The 14157-nt window shown below is 47.9% G+C and carries 16 protein-coding genes; 11 read left to right on the top strand and 5 right to left on the bottom strand.

Annotation, left to right across the window (positions count from 1 at the left end; all coding sequences use genetic code 11):
• The first annotated feature begins 12 nt into the window (after positions 1–12).
• Together NST08_RS16425 and NST08_RS16420 are read left to right on the top strand one after the other, a co-directional pair.
• Positions 13–807: an SDR family NAD(P)-dependent oxidoreductase gene (locus NST08_RS16425; protein WP_213614045.1), complete on the top strand. Its 795-nt coding sequence runs from the start codon at positions 13–15 to the stop codon at positions 805–807.
• Between the two features lie 306 nt (positions 808–1113).
• Complete coding sequence (locus NST08_RS16420) at positions 1114–1461, top strand: hypothetical protein (RefSeq protein ID WP_213614047.1); 348 nt, start codon at positions 1114–1116, stop codon at positions 1459–1461.
• A 45-nt stretch (positions 1462–1506) separates the two neighbouring features.
• Here the strand turns inward: NST08_RS16420 and NST08_RS16415 are convergent, their stop codons facing one another.
• The 3 genes from NST08_RS16415 to NST08_RS16405 form a co-directional block, all read right to left on the bottom strand.
• Positions 1507–2598, bottom strand: a complete 1092-nt coding sequence (locus tag NST08_RS16415) for a hypothetical protein (RefSeq protein WP_341341999.1) — start codon at positions 2596–2598, stop codon at positions 1507–1509.
• Positions 2599–2679: 81 nt separating this feature from the next.
• Positions 2680–3747: a sensor histidine kinase gene (locus NST08_RS16410; protein WP_007131344.1), complete on the bottom strand. Its 1068-nt coding sequence runs from the start codon at positions 3745–3747 to the stop codon at positions 2680–2682.
• Positions 3748–3751: 4 nt separating this feature from the next.
• Positions 3752–4462, bottom strand: a complete 711-nt coding sequence (locus NST08_RS16405) for a response regulator transcription factor (RefSeq protein ID WP_007131345.1) — start codon at positions 4460–4462, stop codon at positions 3752–3754.
• Between the two features lie 324 nt (positions 4463–4786).
• Here NST08_RS16405 and NST08_RS16400 point away from each other — a divergent pair, with 324 nt between their 5' ends.
• From NST08_RS16400 to NST08_RS16380, 5 genes are all read left to right on the top strand, one after another.
• Entirely contained in the window at positions 4787–5272 is a 486-nt protein-coding gene (locus NST08_RS16400; protein ID WP_007131346.1) for a MarR family winged helix-turn-helix transcriptional regulator, read from the top strand.
• Positions 5273–5338: 66 nt separating this feature from the next.
• Positions 5339–6529, top strand: coding sequence for an ArsA family ATPase (locus NST08_RS16395; protein WP_341341998.1), 1191 nt, complete (start codon positions 5339–5341; stop codon positions 6527–6529).
• A gap of 30 nt (positions 6530–6559) precedes the next feature.
• Positions 6560–6748: a hypothetical protein gene (locus NST08_RS16390; RefSeq protein WP_341341997.1), complete on the top strand. Its 189-nt coding sequence runs from the start codon at positions 6560–6562 to the stop codon at positions 6746–6748.
• 221 nt (positions 6749–6969) lie between these two features.
• Entirely contained in the window at positions 6970–7539 is a 570-nt protein-coding gene (locus NST08_RS16385) for a TetR/AcrR family transcriptional regulator (protein WP_007131349.1), read from the top strand.
• A gap of 73 nt (positions 7540–7612) precedes the next feature.
• On the top strand, positions 7613–8443 hold the full coding sequence (locus NST08_RS16380) for an SDR family NAD(P)-dependent oxidoreductase (RefSeq protein WP_341341996.1): 831 nt from the start codon (positions 7613–7615) through the stop codon (positions 8441–8443).
• Between the two features lie 93 nt (positions 8444–8536).
• Here NST08_RS16380 and NST08_RS16375 read toward each other — a convergent pair whose 3' ends face one another.
• Positions 8537–9472, bottom strand: coding sequence for an NADP-dependent oxidoreductase (locus NST08_RS16375; protein ID WP_341341995.1), 936 nt, complete (start codon positions 9470–9472; stop codon positions 8537–8539).
• A gap of 202 nt (positions 9473–9674) precedes the next feature.
• Here NST08_RS16375 and NST08_RS16370 point away from each other — a divergent pair, with 202 nt between their 5' ends.
• The gene (locus NST08_RS16370; RefSeq protein ID WP_341341994.1) at positions 9675–10496 is read left to right on the top strand and encodes a GNAT family N-acetyltransferase; all 822 of its coding nucleotides are present in this window, start codon (positions 9675–9677) and stop codon (positions 10494–10496) included.
• Positions 10497–10756: 260 nt separating this feature from the next.
• A complete protein-coding gene (gene tnpA / locus NST08_RS16365; RefSeq protein WP_007127619.1) occupies positions 10757–11230 on the top strand; it encodes an IS200/IS605 family transposase in 474 nt (157 codons plus the stop codon).
• Between the two features lie 165 nt (positions 11231–11395).
• On the opposite strand, the gene NST08_RS16360 is transcribed toward tnpA, so the two are convergent.
• On the bottom strand, positions 11396–12586 hold the full coding sequence (locus tag NST08_RS16360; protein WP_028404272.1) for an ROK family protein: 1191 nt from the start codon (positions 12584–12586) through the stop codon (positions 11396–11398).
• Positions 12587–12845: 259 nt separating this feature from the next.
• Here NST08_RS16360 and NST08_RS16355 point away from each other — a divergent pair, with 259 nt between their 5' ends.
• Both NST08_RS16355 and NST08_RS16350 read left to right on the top strand, forming a co-directional pair.
• A complete protein-coding gene (locus tag NST08_RS16355; RefSeq protein WP_341341993.1) occupies positions 12846–13481 on the top strand; it encodes a chromate transporter in 636 nt (211 codons plus the stop codon).
• A 14-nt stretch (positions 13482–13495) separates the two neighbouring features.
• Positions 13496–14029, top strand: a complete 534-nt coding sequence (locus NST08_RS16350) for a chromate transporter (protein ID WP_341341992.1) — start codon at positions 13496–13498, stop codon at positions 14027–14029.
• The last annotated feature ends 128 nt before the right edge of the window (positions 14030–14157 follow it).

The following is a 14157-nucleotide window of genomic DNA, read 5'->3' as shown; positions in this document are numbered from 1 at the left end:
GAGAAATGTAGGATGGAAATGGGATTAACCAATAAAACAGCTTTAGTCACGGGATCCACCAAAGGGATCGGTAAAGCCATAGCTTTTGAGCTTGCCAAGGAAGGGGTTCACGTATTCATTAACGGCAGAAACGCCGAAGACGTAGAACGGACGGTCCATGAACTCAAGTCGGCATTCCCGGAGACCTCGCCTCAAAATGCGGCAGCCGATCTGGTAGACCGGGCACAGCGCGAAGCATTATTCGAAAAGTTCCCGAACTTCGATATTTTAGTAAACAGCATGGGAATTTATGAAATCATGCAGTATGAAGATATAGATGACGCTATATGGGAAAAGTACATTTCTACGAATGTCCTTGCAGCAAATGCCCTGACGAAATTCTATATGCCCAGCATGCTGGAGAATCAGTATGGACGCATTATCTTTATTGCGAGTGAAGAGGCCGTTATGCCTTCTGGCCAAATGCCGCAGTATGGTGTGACAAAATCCATGCTGTTGTCTTTAGCCAAAAGCTTGTCGAAATTGACGAAAGGAACAGAGGTTACCGTTAACACGATCATGCCCGGACCGACGCTATCCGAAAATGTACAGCAGATCATTGAGGGCATATACAACGATGAAGATATGCCTTTCTCGGAAAAAGAGAATGCCTTTATGGCATCAAACCTGCCCCAATCTGAGATTCAGCGGTTTATCAGACCGTTTGAAATAGGCCGGTTAACGGCTTTTATATGCAGCCCCTATGCATCCGCGTTTAAGGGTTCGCCTATACGCATGGATGGGGGAATGGTGCCGACGATCTTTTAACGTAACCTGCACTTCGATATACAAACATGACATGCAGCTGTCCCAAACTGGCGAAAATGATGTTATACTATAGGATGCATGCCCGAAAACCCTCCATTATTTGAATGGAGGGTTTTTCATTTGGCGTATTTACCTAGCCAAGACAAACGCATATGCGATGCGGCGTAATCGCGGTTTTTTTATTGTATCATGTGAATCCCGATTCAAGGTTAAATCTCGAAATCACCATATTTTACAAAAAGCTGCACTTTTATTAACATTCGACTGGTATACTACTTTAAATATTTGCCCGAAAGGTGAAGATGCATGCAATATGTTGTCAGTTTCATTATAGCCGTATTACTTACGTCCATATCCTATTTCTTCGGCAGCCGCTTGGTTACGAAGGGCATACATCTCTGGCAAGCTCTAGCCATAGGCGCATCCGTAGTTTCTTTGGGTGCTCTTGCTGAGGCAATCGGGCTGCCGATCTGGTTGATTGTGCTTATTCCATTCCCGGTCGGAATGCTGTTATTGTTTCTATTTATGAAACAGCCGTTCCGGATATGGCTCATTACGTATTTGATTATTTTAGCATTATATACGCTGATTCACGTTATGGTCAGTTTCTTCTTCCAATTCCATTCGCTGATTCCTGCCTGGAAGCTATCGTAGTAGGAGAAGTGCCGACCGAGAAGCCTAAATTACGTGAACTCCGTATCATGCGCATTGACGGCATTGCTCTTGCCTCCGGTAATAGTAGCAAATGGTTGCTGTCCCCAGAGCAATCCCCCAAACTGGCATAAGCAGAAGCGGCGTTGTGCCTCCCCAATTTTGAAAATCACCGCTCATCGTAAACTCAAGAATGACTTGAATGCCGGTAACCGTTAAGAGGATCGCCACGAATCCGGCAGGAATGACGGCTAAGGCAGGAGGGACGCGTCGACCACCCAAGATTGGGAACCAACGGGGGAAGCTCTCCCCCCAAGGCTTGATGAGTCCATGCGTGAGAAAGGCACCTCCGATCGAGACCAAGGCAAGTCCGGCACCGGCCCAATCCGCGCCTGAAGCCTGCAGGCTGTACAGCATTTCATCGGTGATTCCAAAAGGAATACCGAGCAGCCAAGCTATGCGAGTGATATCATAATATAGTGGGGCTAGAATCGCTGCATAGGTTGCCCATCTTCCCAAACGAGTCACTGCGTTCATCCGCCGTAACGTATGACCCTTGTTTCGTCCGCAATGCCTGCAAGCATCGCGGGTGTGGCGCTGGTATGTCAAAGCGGTTGCGGCCCATAACAAACCGCCGATGAGACAGATATATTGGTTTACGACCGGCCATGTGAAGAAATCGAGATAGTGTAATGACTGTCCGAATACGGCTCCGATCAAAGATACTGGGGCATAAGCCATCCCTATCAGGGCGCGTGGATCTGGGATCGCAAAGCACAGGACCATGGCTGCGCTCCAAGCGTATAACAGCATGATTGCTCGGGTTATCCCGCGGGCTTTCCGATTCAATAAGAGCATGGCCATGGCTCCAAGTAAACACAGGCAAGCGATGAGCAATCCGCCGTCAGCGGCTGCAGCCTGCCGGAACAGGGAGTGAGCCGCACCCGGATCATTAACCAAGCCTAGCGGAAAGCCTTGGCCTCCTACCCACCAATATAGTCCGAGCACGCCGTAAGCGAGCGTCCAAATGATCGTCGCGTAAGGGACCCAATCCGGCCAACGCTTCCACCAATGCAGCGTAGATGTTTCCGATTGATCCGGCAAGGCTGAGGATACGTTCTTTTCATTTGCGGGATTCATAGATCACGCCTCCTTATACATCGTTACCGTAAGTATAAGAAGCCTGGGTAAACATGAGGTAAACGGGAACACAACTTCACCCTAAATGTGCTCTGCCTTCAGCCTGATCAAAATGGAAGTCCCTTCGCCAAGCGAGCTTTGGACCATGATCGTTCCGCCATGCGCCTCGATGAATTTCTTAGCGATGGATAATCCAAGCCCCGCATGTTCGCTCGTTGGTTGAATCGTAACTCGCGCCGCATGCTGGTTAAATCCGACCCCGTTATCCTTAATACGAATCTCGGCAATCCGATGATCGAGCAGCTTAATTCGAGCCTCAATCCGGGTGTCCTCCGGATTATGGACGACGGCATTGACGAGCAGATTCCGAATGGCACGTGTCATGAGTTTCGGGTCGCAGCTGATCGACAATTGTTCCGGCTCCGAATCCATGACAAATGCGTACCCGGCAGCCCAAGGAGCACTGCTGACATCCGCTACCGTTCTGCGCACGAGTTCAACGATATCCGTGTTCTCGGCATTTAGAGGAATCGGACCATTAACCGTTTCATTAAGATCCTCAACCAGTTCTTGCAGGTGAGCGGCCTTCTGCTGAATGACCGAAAGAAAATCGCTTTTCTCCGTTTCGCTCCACCGATAATCAGGGTGAACTAACATCGCGGAATAACCTGAGATATAGGTTAACGGCGTTTTCAAATCGTGAGAGATCCCTCGAATCCATTCCTGCTTCGATTGTTCTGCTTCACGGAGCGCCTTCTCGTTGTTTTGGAGCGTGCTGCCAAGCATTCGCAGGTGCTCGAACACTTCTTTATAGATCGCATACGGAAATTTCAGCCTGCCTTTCTTATGGGAGCGGAGGTTGTTCCAGCCCGGCGGGGGATCGAACCGTCCACTAACCAAGCTCCTGATCCAGACGATCATGATGTAAAGCGGCTTTCCTAGATACCAACCGATCCAAAGCAAAGTAACAACAAACAGAACGCTGCACAAGGCTACCACGAAGATTTCGTAATGATTCGAAGTGTTACCCGTCCGAATCAAATCCGGCCAGAATAACCAAGCAACCCCGAGGATGATGACTTGAATACAAATCAATAGAAAAACGAAAGCCGCGAGCAATTGAAGGGCGATGCGAAGCATAAAGTTCATGGTGTTAGCCTCCCGACGGCGGAACGAACTTGTATCCGATTCCTCTTAATGTAACGATAACCTTAGGATTAGCCGGATCGACTTCCAGTTTCTTGCGTAATCTTGAAATATGAATGACGACGGTCTTCTCATCGCCATGAACCATCGTACCCCAAATTTGCTCGTATAGCTGCTGAGCCGTAAATACCCGGTTGGGGTGTTTGCAGAAATAGAGAAGAAGTTCAAATTCCTTAGCCGGACAAGGCGTATCCTTTTGATTGATAATGAGCTGGCCCGTTGACCGGTTCACGGTAAACGTCTTGAATCGATAAAGCTCTTCGGCGTATTGATGGTTGGATTCAACCATCATACTCCGTCTCAAATGTGCCTGAATCCGCGCGATCACCTCTAGTGGGTTAAATGGTTTGGTTACATAATCATCCCCGCCCAAGAACAGGCCTCGAAGTTTATCCAGGTCACTGGAACGTGCGGTCAGAAACAAAACCGGAGTCGTGATGGTTTTGCGCATTTCCGTGCACAGCGAAAATCCATCCATGTCCGGAAGCATGACGTCAAGAACGATCATATCGAAACGTCTTGTTTGCACGGCATTGAGCGCTTCAGCAGCGGAACCGGCTTTTACGATATCGATAAATCCTTCTTTTCGAAGCAGATTTTCGAGCATGACCAAAATACCTTCCTCATCATCCACTAACAATATGGCCTCTCTCCGCATTTCTTAGGTCTCCTTTTGCCGTTTGATTAACAATCGATTAATATTTAAGTACGGCAATCCAGGCTAATCTCCTGCTGGGATTGCAAAAGTGCTATGTCTCTGCGGATAATAGACCTTAACAGTTTCAATGGATCATTGTGCACGAAAATGTGTCAATGGGCATTTTTGAGGACAGTTAAAACGGAGAGATTCCCGTAATATGCATAAGCTTTGTCCATAGCTGGTTATCATTAGTAAGAAAAATTCGAAGAGGTTGTTGAAATTATTACGATATCGTATTAAAATAGTCGCAAGACGCAATCATGCGAAATCGCACATAAAGGAGTGACCGGTATAAAACAACTATACGATCTTTTCCTCAAGACCGGTCTGCGTCCGTTCGCTTTTATGACCGATACGCTTCAGCTTGAACAAAAAGTGACCCGCTCCGATATGTCGACGCTGCTTATTTTGCTCCTCCGCGGAGATTTAACGATGTCGGAGCTGGCCGCCGAGATGGGGGCACCATTAAGTTCGATGACCAGCATCGCTAAGCGGCTTGAACGCAAAGGCTTGATCGCACGAGCCACGTCTGCGCAAGACCAACGCGTGAAGCTCGTCACGCTGACGCAGGAAGGTCTGCAGCTGGCGAAAGAATGGGAGCAAATCATGATGGCGCTGCTTGGCAGATTGGAGGATGCATTTACGCCGGAAGAATTGGAGCAGCTCACGGCACTTCTGTTCAAGGCAGCTAAAGTCTTCCAAGATGGAGGACCTGTTACACCGCAAGAAGTAAAGCGCCAGCCAATAAAGATTCAGATTGAGGAATAACCGGTTATCATACCGGATTTTTCCGACCAATTACTACGAAATCGTACTAAAAAGGAGCGGGTGGATTTGAGGATCATCATCTACACGGGCAAAGGCGGAGTCGGCAAGACCAGCATCGCGGCGGCGACGGCAGTGAAAATGGCGGAGCAAGGCAAACAAACCCTGATTCTCAGCACAGATGCAGCGCATAGTTTAGCGGATTCGCTGGCGGTACCGATCGGGCCCGATCCGGTGCAAATCAGCGAAAACTTGTGGGGGCAGGAAGTGAACGCGATCCGCGAGACGGAGCGCAATTGGGGAACCGTACAGGTTTGGCTCACGAAATTACTCGACAAAGCCCAGCTTAAAGACGTCACTACGGAAGAAATGCTTGTTTTTCCCGGCATGGAAGAGCTGTTTAGTTTGCTGAAAATCAAGGAGCATGCTGAAAGCGGGCAATATGATGTCATGGTGGTGGATTGCGCCCCGACCGGAGAGACGCTGCGGCTGTTAAGCTATCCGAACGTATTGAATTGGTGGCTGGAGAAAATCTTCCCGACCGAACGCAAACTGATCAAGATTGTACGGCCGGTTGCCAAAATTGTCAAGGATATCGATCTTCCTTCGGATGACGTGCTGGACAGCATCGAGCGTTTGGCACGGGGATTGGAGGAAATGCAGCGGCTCGTCCTGGATTCGGACACCACGTCGGTCAGGATTGTGCTGAATCCCGAGAAGATGGTGCTCGCCGAAGCAAAGCGCTCCTTTACCTATTTGAACCTGTTCGGATTCAACACGGATGCCATTATCGTCAATCGGTTGCTGCCGGATGAGGCGGGAGAAGGCTTCTTCGCTCAGTGGCGGGACATTCAAAAGAAATACGAGGAAGAAATCGTCTTGAACTTCCAGCCGCTTCCGATTCTGAAGGCTCCTATGATGCAAAAGGAAATCATCGGAGTTCCCGTTCTTAAAGAATTAGCGGACATCGTTTATGCCGACCGGGATCCTTCCGCCATGTTTTACCACGGCAGAACAGAGTCGATTCGCGAGGAGGACGGGGAAATGCTCTTGGAGCTTATGATTCCATTTATCGATAAGGGCGATCTGAATTTAACGCAGACGGGAGACGAATTGACGGTGGATGCCGGTGCTTATAAACGCAAGGTTATCCTGCCAAGGACGTTGATGAACCGCCAAGTGGTAGGCGCTAGATATGCAGAGGACCGGCTTGTTATCCGGTTTGGCAAACGGGAAATGGAGAGTATGCAGGATAAATAAGAAGCGGGAGCGCTTAGGAGGGAACGAGTCATGGAAAATATGCTACGACTGGAGCAGTTGTTGGCAAATCTGGAGCGGCATCAAACGAAGGAGCATGTGAAAAACGCCGTCAAGGAATGGCTGCTTGCTTCGCGATCCGTGATTGACAGTGTCATTGACACGATCGAGGAGGAAAAAGAGGCCCCCGTTGCCCGCAAAATCAATATTTCGGACGAATAAAGATCACTCGATTATATGAAGCCCTTACTGATAAGGCCATTCTTTTTACGAGATGGCCTTTGATTTGCCTAGATGGCGCTTTGTTTTTTTTCGCAACCTACTAAACAGAAAAAAAAGGTAGGCCGGCCTGGACATTATCCTCGTTGACTCAAGTCAATGGACCTGATATATTCATATTTGAAGGCAGCCCATTAGATGACAGAAGGAGGAGGTGAACTTCCATGGCACGAAAGACGAAGCCACCAGAAGAGCGGCGAGCCGAGATCATTCAGACCGCCAAGGAACTGTTTGAGGAGAAGGGTTATGAAGGAACACAAATCAGCGATATCACGAATAAAATGGGTGTAGCGCATGGGCTTGTGTATCACTACGTAAAATCAAAATCAGAATTGCTCGATGCTGTTGTTGAGGAGTGGGCTAAAGAAATACTGGCCGATTTAATGGTTTTGATGAAAGACAATACGATCAGCGCAGCGGATCGATTAGAACGGATGTTCCAATTTACAAGCGGCATGCTTAAGAAAGATGCTATATTAATCAAAACCATACACCAGCAGGAGAATGAGGAGATTCATAAGCGAATTGGCAGCGCAGGAATACAAATGATTCTCCCCCTATTCAAAGAATTAATTGAAACAGGAAATGCCGATGGTTCATTCAACTGCTCGTATCCTGAGGAGACAGCAAAATTTTGTTTATACGGCTGGCAGTCGATTGATTCAAGTATGTCCGATGAAGAAAGAGTGGAGAAGCTTAAATATTTTTATAAACGCATACTAGGCATTGGTTAACAGCTTCTTCGGAAGTTGTATATTTTTTAATCATTAATTGACTGAAGTCAGTCAGTTGAAGGGGGTACGGATCGTGAATTATTTTAAGGATAAAGTGGCCATTATTACTGGCGGCGGCTCTGGCATTGGACGAGAGCTTTGCTTCCAATTAGCAAAATCGGGCGCGACTGTAGTTGTTGCAGACATTCGTGAAGATTATGCTGAGAGTACTGTAGATGAGATCAAGAATCGCGGAGGAACCGCACGTTATATGAAAGTCAATGTTGCCAGCGAAGCCGAGGTCCAACAATTAATCGAGGAAACCGTATCACAATATGGCAGGATTGACTATATGTTTAATAACGCTGGCATTGCGATTGGCGGGGATGTCAGGGATCTGACGATGGCCCAGTGGAAAAAAGTAATGGATATCAATTGGAATGGGGTGCTTTATGGCTCGACAATTGCCTATCGAGTGATGGCCCGGCAAGGGTTCGGGCATATCGTAAATACAGCGTCTGCCACTGGCTTAATGCCTCAGCCGGGCAACACGCCGTATTGTGCAAGCAAACACGCAGTCGTCGGTCTTTCACAATCATTAAGGTATGAAGGAGCAGATATGGGAGTCAAGGTTAGCACGATCTGTCCCGGCCATGTTCAAACCGACATTTATAAGAATATGACGGTTGCCAATGTACCGAATGAGAAAGTAGTGGAATCGCTGCCCTCAGGGGCAATGAAAACCAGTGAGGCCGTTGATTTGATCCTAAAGGGCATTATCCAAAACAAAGATATCATTATATTTCCTGTTGCCGTTCGGTGGGCGTGGCGTATCCATCGTCTGTTTCCCGCATTGTTAAAGCAGGCATGGCTACGAAAAATCAGAAGTATACGCAAGCTTAAAGACGGGGAGGTGACTCAATAGCTCACCTCATCCATCACCAAGCCAGTGCAACCCAATAATTGAGTCTATTGATATATCGTACAAAAACATTGACGCAACGGGAGGTTTGAATGTTTACCTTATTTCAATAACAATCTTTCCCTTCGCATGATGACTTTCGCTTATGGCATGGGCTTCACGGATCCCTTCCACAGATAATGGATATCGGTGCCCAATCAAGACCTTAAGTTTGTTTTGTTTCAAAAGCTCAGCCATCTTTGCTAATTGCGAGCCGTTCGGATTCAACCAGACATTGCCTGATTTTATGTTTTTTTGCGCTGCTTTTTCTTGATTAGGCTCAGACACTATCGATGCCATTTTGCCGCCATTTTTTAAAATAGTAAAGCTCTTCTCTTGGTTTTCGCCCCCCAACGAATCAAGGACAAAATCATAATCGCTCAGAACTTTTTCAAAGTCTTGTTTCTTATAGTCAATAACTTCATCGGCACCAAGCGACTTTAATAAATCCACATTATGTGTTCCCGCTGTAGTTGCAACATAGGCTCCCGCATGCTTGGCAAGCTGGATGGCGAATGTGCCGACGCCTCCTGCTCCGGCATGAATCAACACCTTCTCGCCTTTTTGGATATTTCCAAAGTCGAATAAGCACTGCCATGCAGTTAATCCGGCCAGCGGGACACAGGCAGCCTCTTCAAAGGTTAGATTCTCAGGGATTTTGGCGAGCAAATGAGCATCCACCGCAGTATATTGCGCATAGGTTCCCCGGTTCGTTGTTTCAGGACGAGCAAAGACCCGATCCCCAACCTTAAAGCTGGTCACTTGTTCGCCAACCTCAGAAACGACACCAGCAGCGTCCCATCCTAGAATAATCGGGAAATCGAACGGCATCATGGTCTTGAGATATCCCTCACGTAGCTTCCAATCGATCGGATTGATCGAAGTGGCATGGAGCTTTACGATGACTTGTTGCTCTCCAGGGGTAGGCTTTGGAATATCTGCTTCTTTTAATTGCTCTTTTCCGCCATATTGTTCAATAATGATAGCTTTCATATCCATTCACTCCTCATATTTTACGGCAACAGGCATAAGCAAATTTCCGCGTATTTTTTATAATTATGGGCAACTGCGATCCGGTTGATACCCCAGTACGATAAGGTGAAATCCTATATTAAGTCATCGGATAACCATTCATATCCCTGGGCAGATAAACGATTTATAATTGAAGACAGACGGAGCGCGGAAGGGAGAAAACATGTTAACGACACAACAATTAATAGACATTGAGCAATTGCAAAAAGAGTGTGAAAGTCATGATCATGTACAACTGAAGCTGAATTGGGAAATGCTCAGGGAGCGCACTTCTGACCAGATGGATTATTTGCAATACGAGCATGGCGAGCTCGTCGCGTTCTTAGGTTTATATGCTTTTGGTTCTGCTGTCGAGGTTTGCGGCATGGTAAAGCCAAGCGAGCGGCGTAAGGGATATTTCCAACGATTGTTCGATCATGCCATGGAACACATCAAACGAAGCGGATACAAGAAAATTTTGCTGAACGCGCCTGCAGGATCGGATGCGGCAAAATCCTTTTTGAATAAACAAGGCGTTAAGTATGCGTTCTCGGAGCATCAAATGATGTGGCAGGAATGTCCGCTTGAGGAAACGAGCGGTTTTGTTTTGCGGAAGGCTACGATCAATGATTATGAAATGAGCGTACGGATATCCGTTCAAGCGTTCGGCATGGATGAAGAAGACGCCAGCGTGATGGAAAGCAAAACGTTCGCGGATCATACGGACATGCGCATGATTGTTGTGAATGAAGAAACCGTCGGTAAGCTGCGAATAAGCAGGGAAGAAGAGGGGCAGGCATGGGTTTATGGATTCTCGATCCTGCCGGAATATCAAGGAAAGGGAATCGGGAGACAGGTGTTGCGCCAAGTCATTAAAGAACAAAGCGCTGCCGGATATTCGGTACACTTAGAAGTTGAAACGAAAAACGAGCATGCGCTTGGATTATATGAATCCGTTGGATTCAAAGTTGTGCACACGCAGGATTACTATAGCTATCCATGCTGATAAGTGCTGATTCCAACTCACAGGGGAGGAAGACCGTTAGATTGCCTGCAGAATCGTTGTTTTTGGAAATGTTCAATGCGTATGAAGAAGGCGCTGCATTTGCAGCGCCTCTTTGTTGCGGCTTTAGCCAGTTGAGCTCGCGAAGCGTGCGAAACAAAAAACCACCCGCTATGCGGGTGGAGGGATCGAGGGTTTGACCAACAAGACCATTCCGATAAAATTGAGATGTTCAGGCTCAATAATGAAAGGAATGGTCTTAGATGGCAAACAAGAGCTATAGTTTAGCTCACACGAAGTGGATGTGCAAGTACCACATTGTGTTCACCCCGAAGTATAGACGGAAAGAGATTTATAATCAAGTGAGGAAAGACTTAATCGAAATTTTCAAACGATTATGCAAATACAAGGGAGTGGAGATAATTGAAGGTCACATGATGCCCGATCATGTACATATGTTGGTAGCAATTCCCCCAAAAATCTCAGTATCATCATTTATGGGATACCTGAAGGGGAAAAGCTCACTCATGATATTCGAGAAGCATGCTAGCTTGAAGTATAAATATGGTAATCGAAAATTCTGGGCGGAGGGATACTACGTCAGCACAGTGGGCTTGAATGAAGCCACCGTGGCAAAATATATCCGTGAGCAAGAAGCACATGACCAAGCAATTGATAAACTGAGTGTGAAAGAGTATGAAGACCCATTCAGCAAAAACAGTAACAAGAAGAAGTAAACCAGTTTAACTGGTAAGTGAAAGTGACAAATTACACTGAGCCTGAGCAATTTTATTGTCAGGCTAGCGTCTTTAGGCGCAGTTTGGCAACAAGGGGTTATACCCCAAGAGCAAACCACCCGTTTGACGGGTGGTTCTGATTTGGTTGGGGCGGGCTTCCCCGGTTCATTCGCCATCCCACGCTTGAAGGACCATAATCGCTGCTCCGGTAGCGACGGCTTCATCGGTTAAACTTCCCGGGGTAAAGACCGGATTGTATTCGGGGTAATGATATGTATTTTTCTTGGCGATTTCCACCGCGTTGTCGAACACCATCCGATGCGCGGTCATCAGCGGTCCGCCCAGTATAACGTATTCGGGATGAAGCGCATTGATCAGATTGGCGAGACCGATACCCAAGTATGCGGCGGTTTCCGTAAATTGCTCGGTTACGAGCGGATCCCCGCTTACCAGAGCGTCGACCAGCGCTGAGAAATTCACATGATCCGGGGGCATGCCGGACAACATGCTGTAGCGCCCGATTTTCAGTTGGGTACGTACGCGCTCTTCCAGCGCGGGGACCGACACGAAGGCTTCCAAAGCGCCATAGTTGCCTTTATCACGGAGGCGAGGGCCGTTCGCCTGGATGATCATTTGCCCGACCGCACCCTCGGTATCGACGGCCCCGCGCAGCACTTGACCGCCCGACATCGCGGCGGACCGGATATTAACGCCGGCGTGCACGTAAAGGGCATGCTGTATGTTATGCGCTCTAAGTGCCCAATGCTCACCAATCAAAGCGGTATTGGCACCGTTGTCGAGTAAGGCGGGGATCCCCAGTCTTGTCTCAAGCAGCTCGCAAATCGGAACGTTTATCCACGAAGGAGCCGAGAAGAATTCCGGCTCGAGAATCAAGCCTTTGCTCTGATCCAGCGGACCGACCGCTCCGATCCCGATTCCCAGGACATCGTCTGCCGAGATTCCTTGGGCGGCCAGAAACTTCCCTGCTTCACTTGCGACCAGGTCGACCAACCGCTCCGGCGTCATTTGATTGTCCATATTCCAGCGGGTCAGAGACAAAGTATTTAGGTGCATGTCATACAGACCGAGCGCGGAATGAATGCGGGATATATCGAGACCTAGCAAATACCGGTATGTCGGATTGGTCTGAAACAGGAGCGGCTTTCTGCCGCCGGTGGAGCTGCCCAGGCCGGAGACGACAATCAGCCCTTGGGAGGTCATCTCTTCAAGCAGACGCGTCATGCTGCTGCTGGTGATTGAAAAATAATGCATCAAATCAACTTTCGAGGCAGTCCCAAGGTAGGAAATACGATCGTAAACCTGCTTCTTAAGCGGAGGATTGGAATGAACCACCATAAGCATCGTTCTCCATTTCCAAGTTCATTAGTCGGGTATATCAAGTATAGCGGCATCGTCGTATTATTTCCAGACAAGACATCGGATTAATCAACTTTACATCATTTTGATGTTATTACACAAGAATTTCATATGAATTTTGATTCTTTCATGATGATTGGTCAACATATTCCTCGCCAAAAATAAAACTTAATACCAAAATGGAATTAATGTGCTATAATTTTAATATGACAAACTAGAGCATAAAGGGTGAGGCCGGATGAACGATGCGCAAAGCCGGAGATTTAAGCTGTTGAGGCAATTGTTCGGCGTTTTTTTTAGAATCGGACCTTCCACGTTCGGGGGAGGTTATGCGATGATCGCGATGATCGAACAAGAAATCGTTCATAAGAATGGGTGGATGAACGAGGAAGAGATGGCGGAGATGATGGCCATTGCCGGCTCCGCTCCGGGTGGGGTTGCCGTTAATTCCTCTGCCTTTATCGGCTATCGGCTTGCCGGGATCCTAGGGGCGGTTACGGCAGTCTTTGCAATCACGCTGCCCACGTTCATGATCGTATTTCTTCTGAGTCTCCTCAGCACGATTTTTAAGGATAACGAGAAAGTGACAGCTGCGCTCCAAGGCATTCATGCTTCGATAGTGGCTCTGATTATCGTTGCTGCCTGCAAAATGTGGAAGTCCTCCATCCTGGATGCCGCTACGCTGATGATCGCAGCGATTGCGGTGCTTCTCTTGTTGTTCACCAGTATCCATTCGCTATATCTGATCCTTGGAGGGCCGCTTGCGGGAATAGCGGTGGTCTTATGCAAGCGCAAACTCGGAATGGCCGTTCGTACAGAGAAGCCGCCGTATGAAGAAAAGCGGGAATTGCAATATCCGGAATATTACATCTGAAGGGGGATCCACTTATGCTATGGCAGTTATTCATTGTCTTTCTTAAGGTGGGCCTCGTTTCGTTCGGCGGCGGATATGCCGTGCTCACGCTAATCCAGCGGGAGGCGGAGGGAAGGGGATGGACGGATCTCGGGGAATTCCAGGAAGTCGTAGCTATGGCCGGCATGGCGCCGGGTTCCATTGCGACCAATGCTGCTACTTTGATCGGATACTCGGAGGCCGGTGTTTTAGGAGCCATCGTTGCCACGGTCGGCATCATCTTGCCGTCGCTCATCCTCGTCATTCTAATTTCGGCTTTCTTTCTGAAGCTGTACAACAACGATTGGATCAAATCATCGTTTTACGGCTTGCGTCCGGTCGTTACCGGCCTAATCATTTACGCCGCCATCCATTTTGGACTCGGCGGGCGCACAGAAGCGGTGCCGAGCTGGTCGATGATCGGAATGCTGTTGATCTGCGCCGGCAGTATCGTGATGGTGACGAAGTATAAAGTACATCCCTTTGCAGTGATTTTGCTGTCCGCGGTTGCAGGTATCGTAGTGTTCTAACCTTCAAATGGATGGCAAGGATAAATTTACAGAAAAAGAGGGGCAGATCGAAGGCAAAATAGCCTTATCGAACGTCCCCCCTATTTTAGTTACAAGGTTGAATCATGAAGTTATATTTAATGAAGAAG

The organism is Paenibacillus sp. FSL K6-1566 (assembly GCF_038050475.1).
GTDB lineage: Bacteria > Bacillota > Bacilli > Paenibacillales > Paenibacillaceae > Paenibacillus_AQ > Paenibacillus_AQ lactis.
Note: the sequence above shows the minus strand (reverse complement) of the source record. Positions and strands in the feature narration are given on the sequence as shown.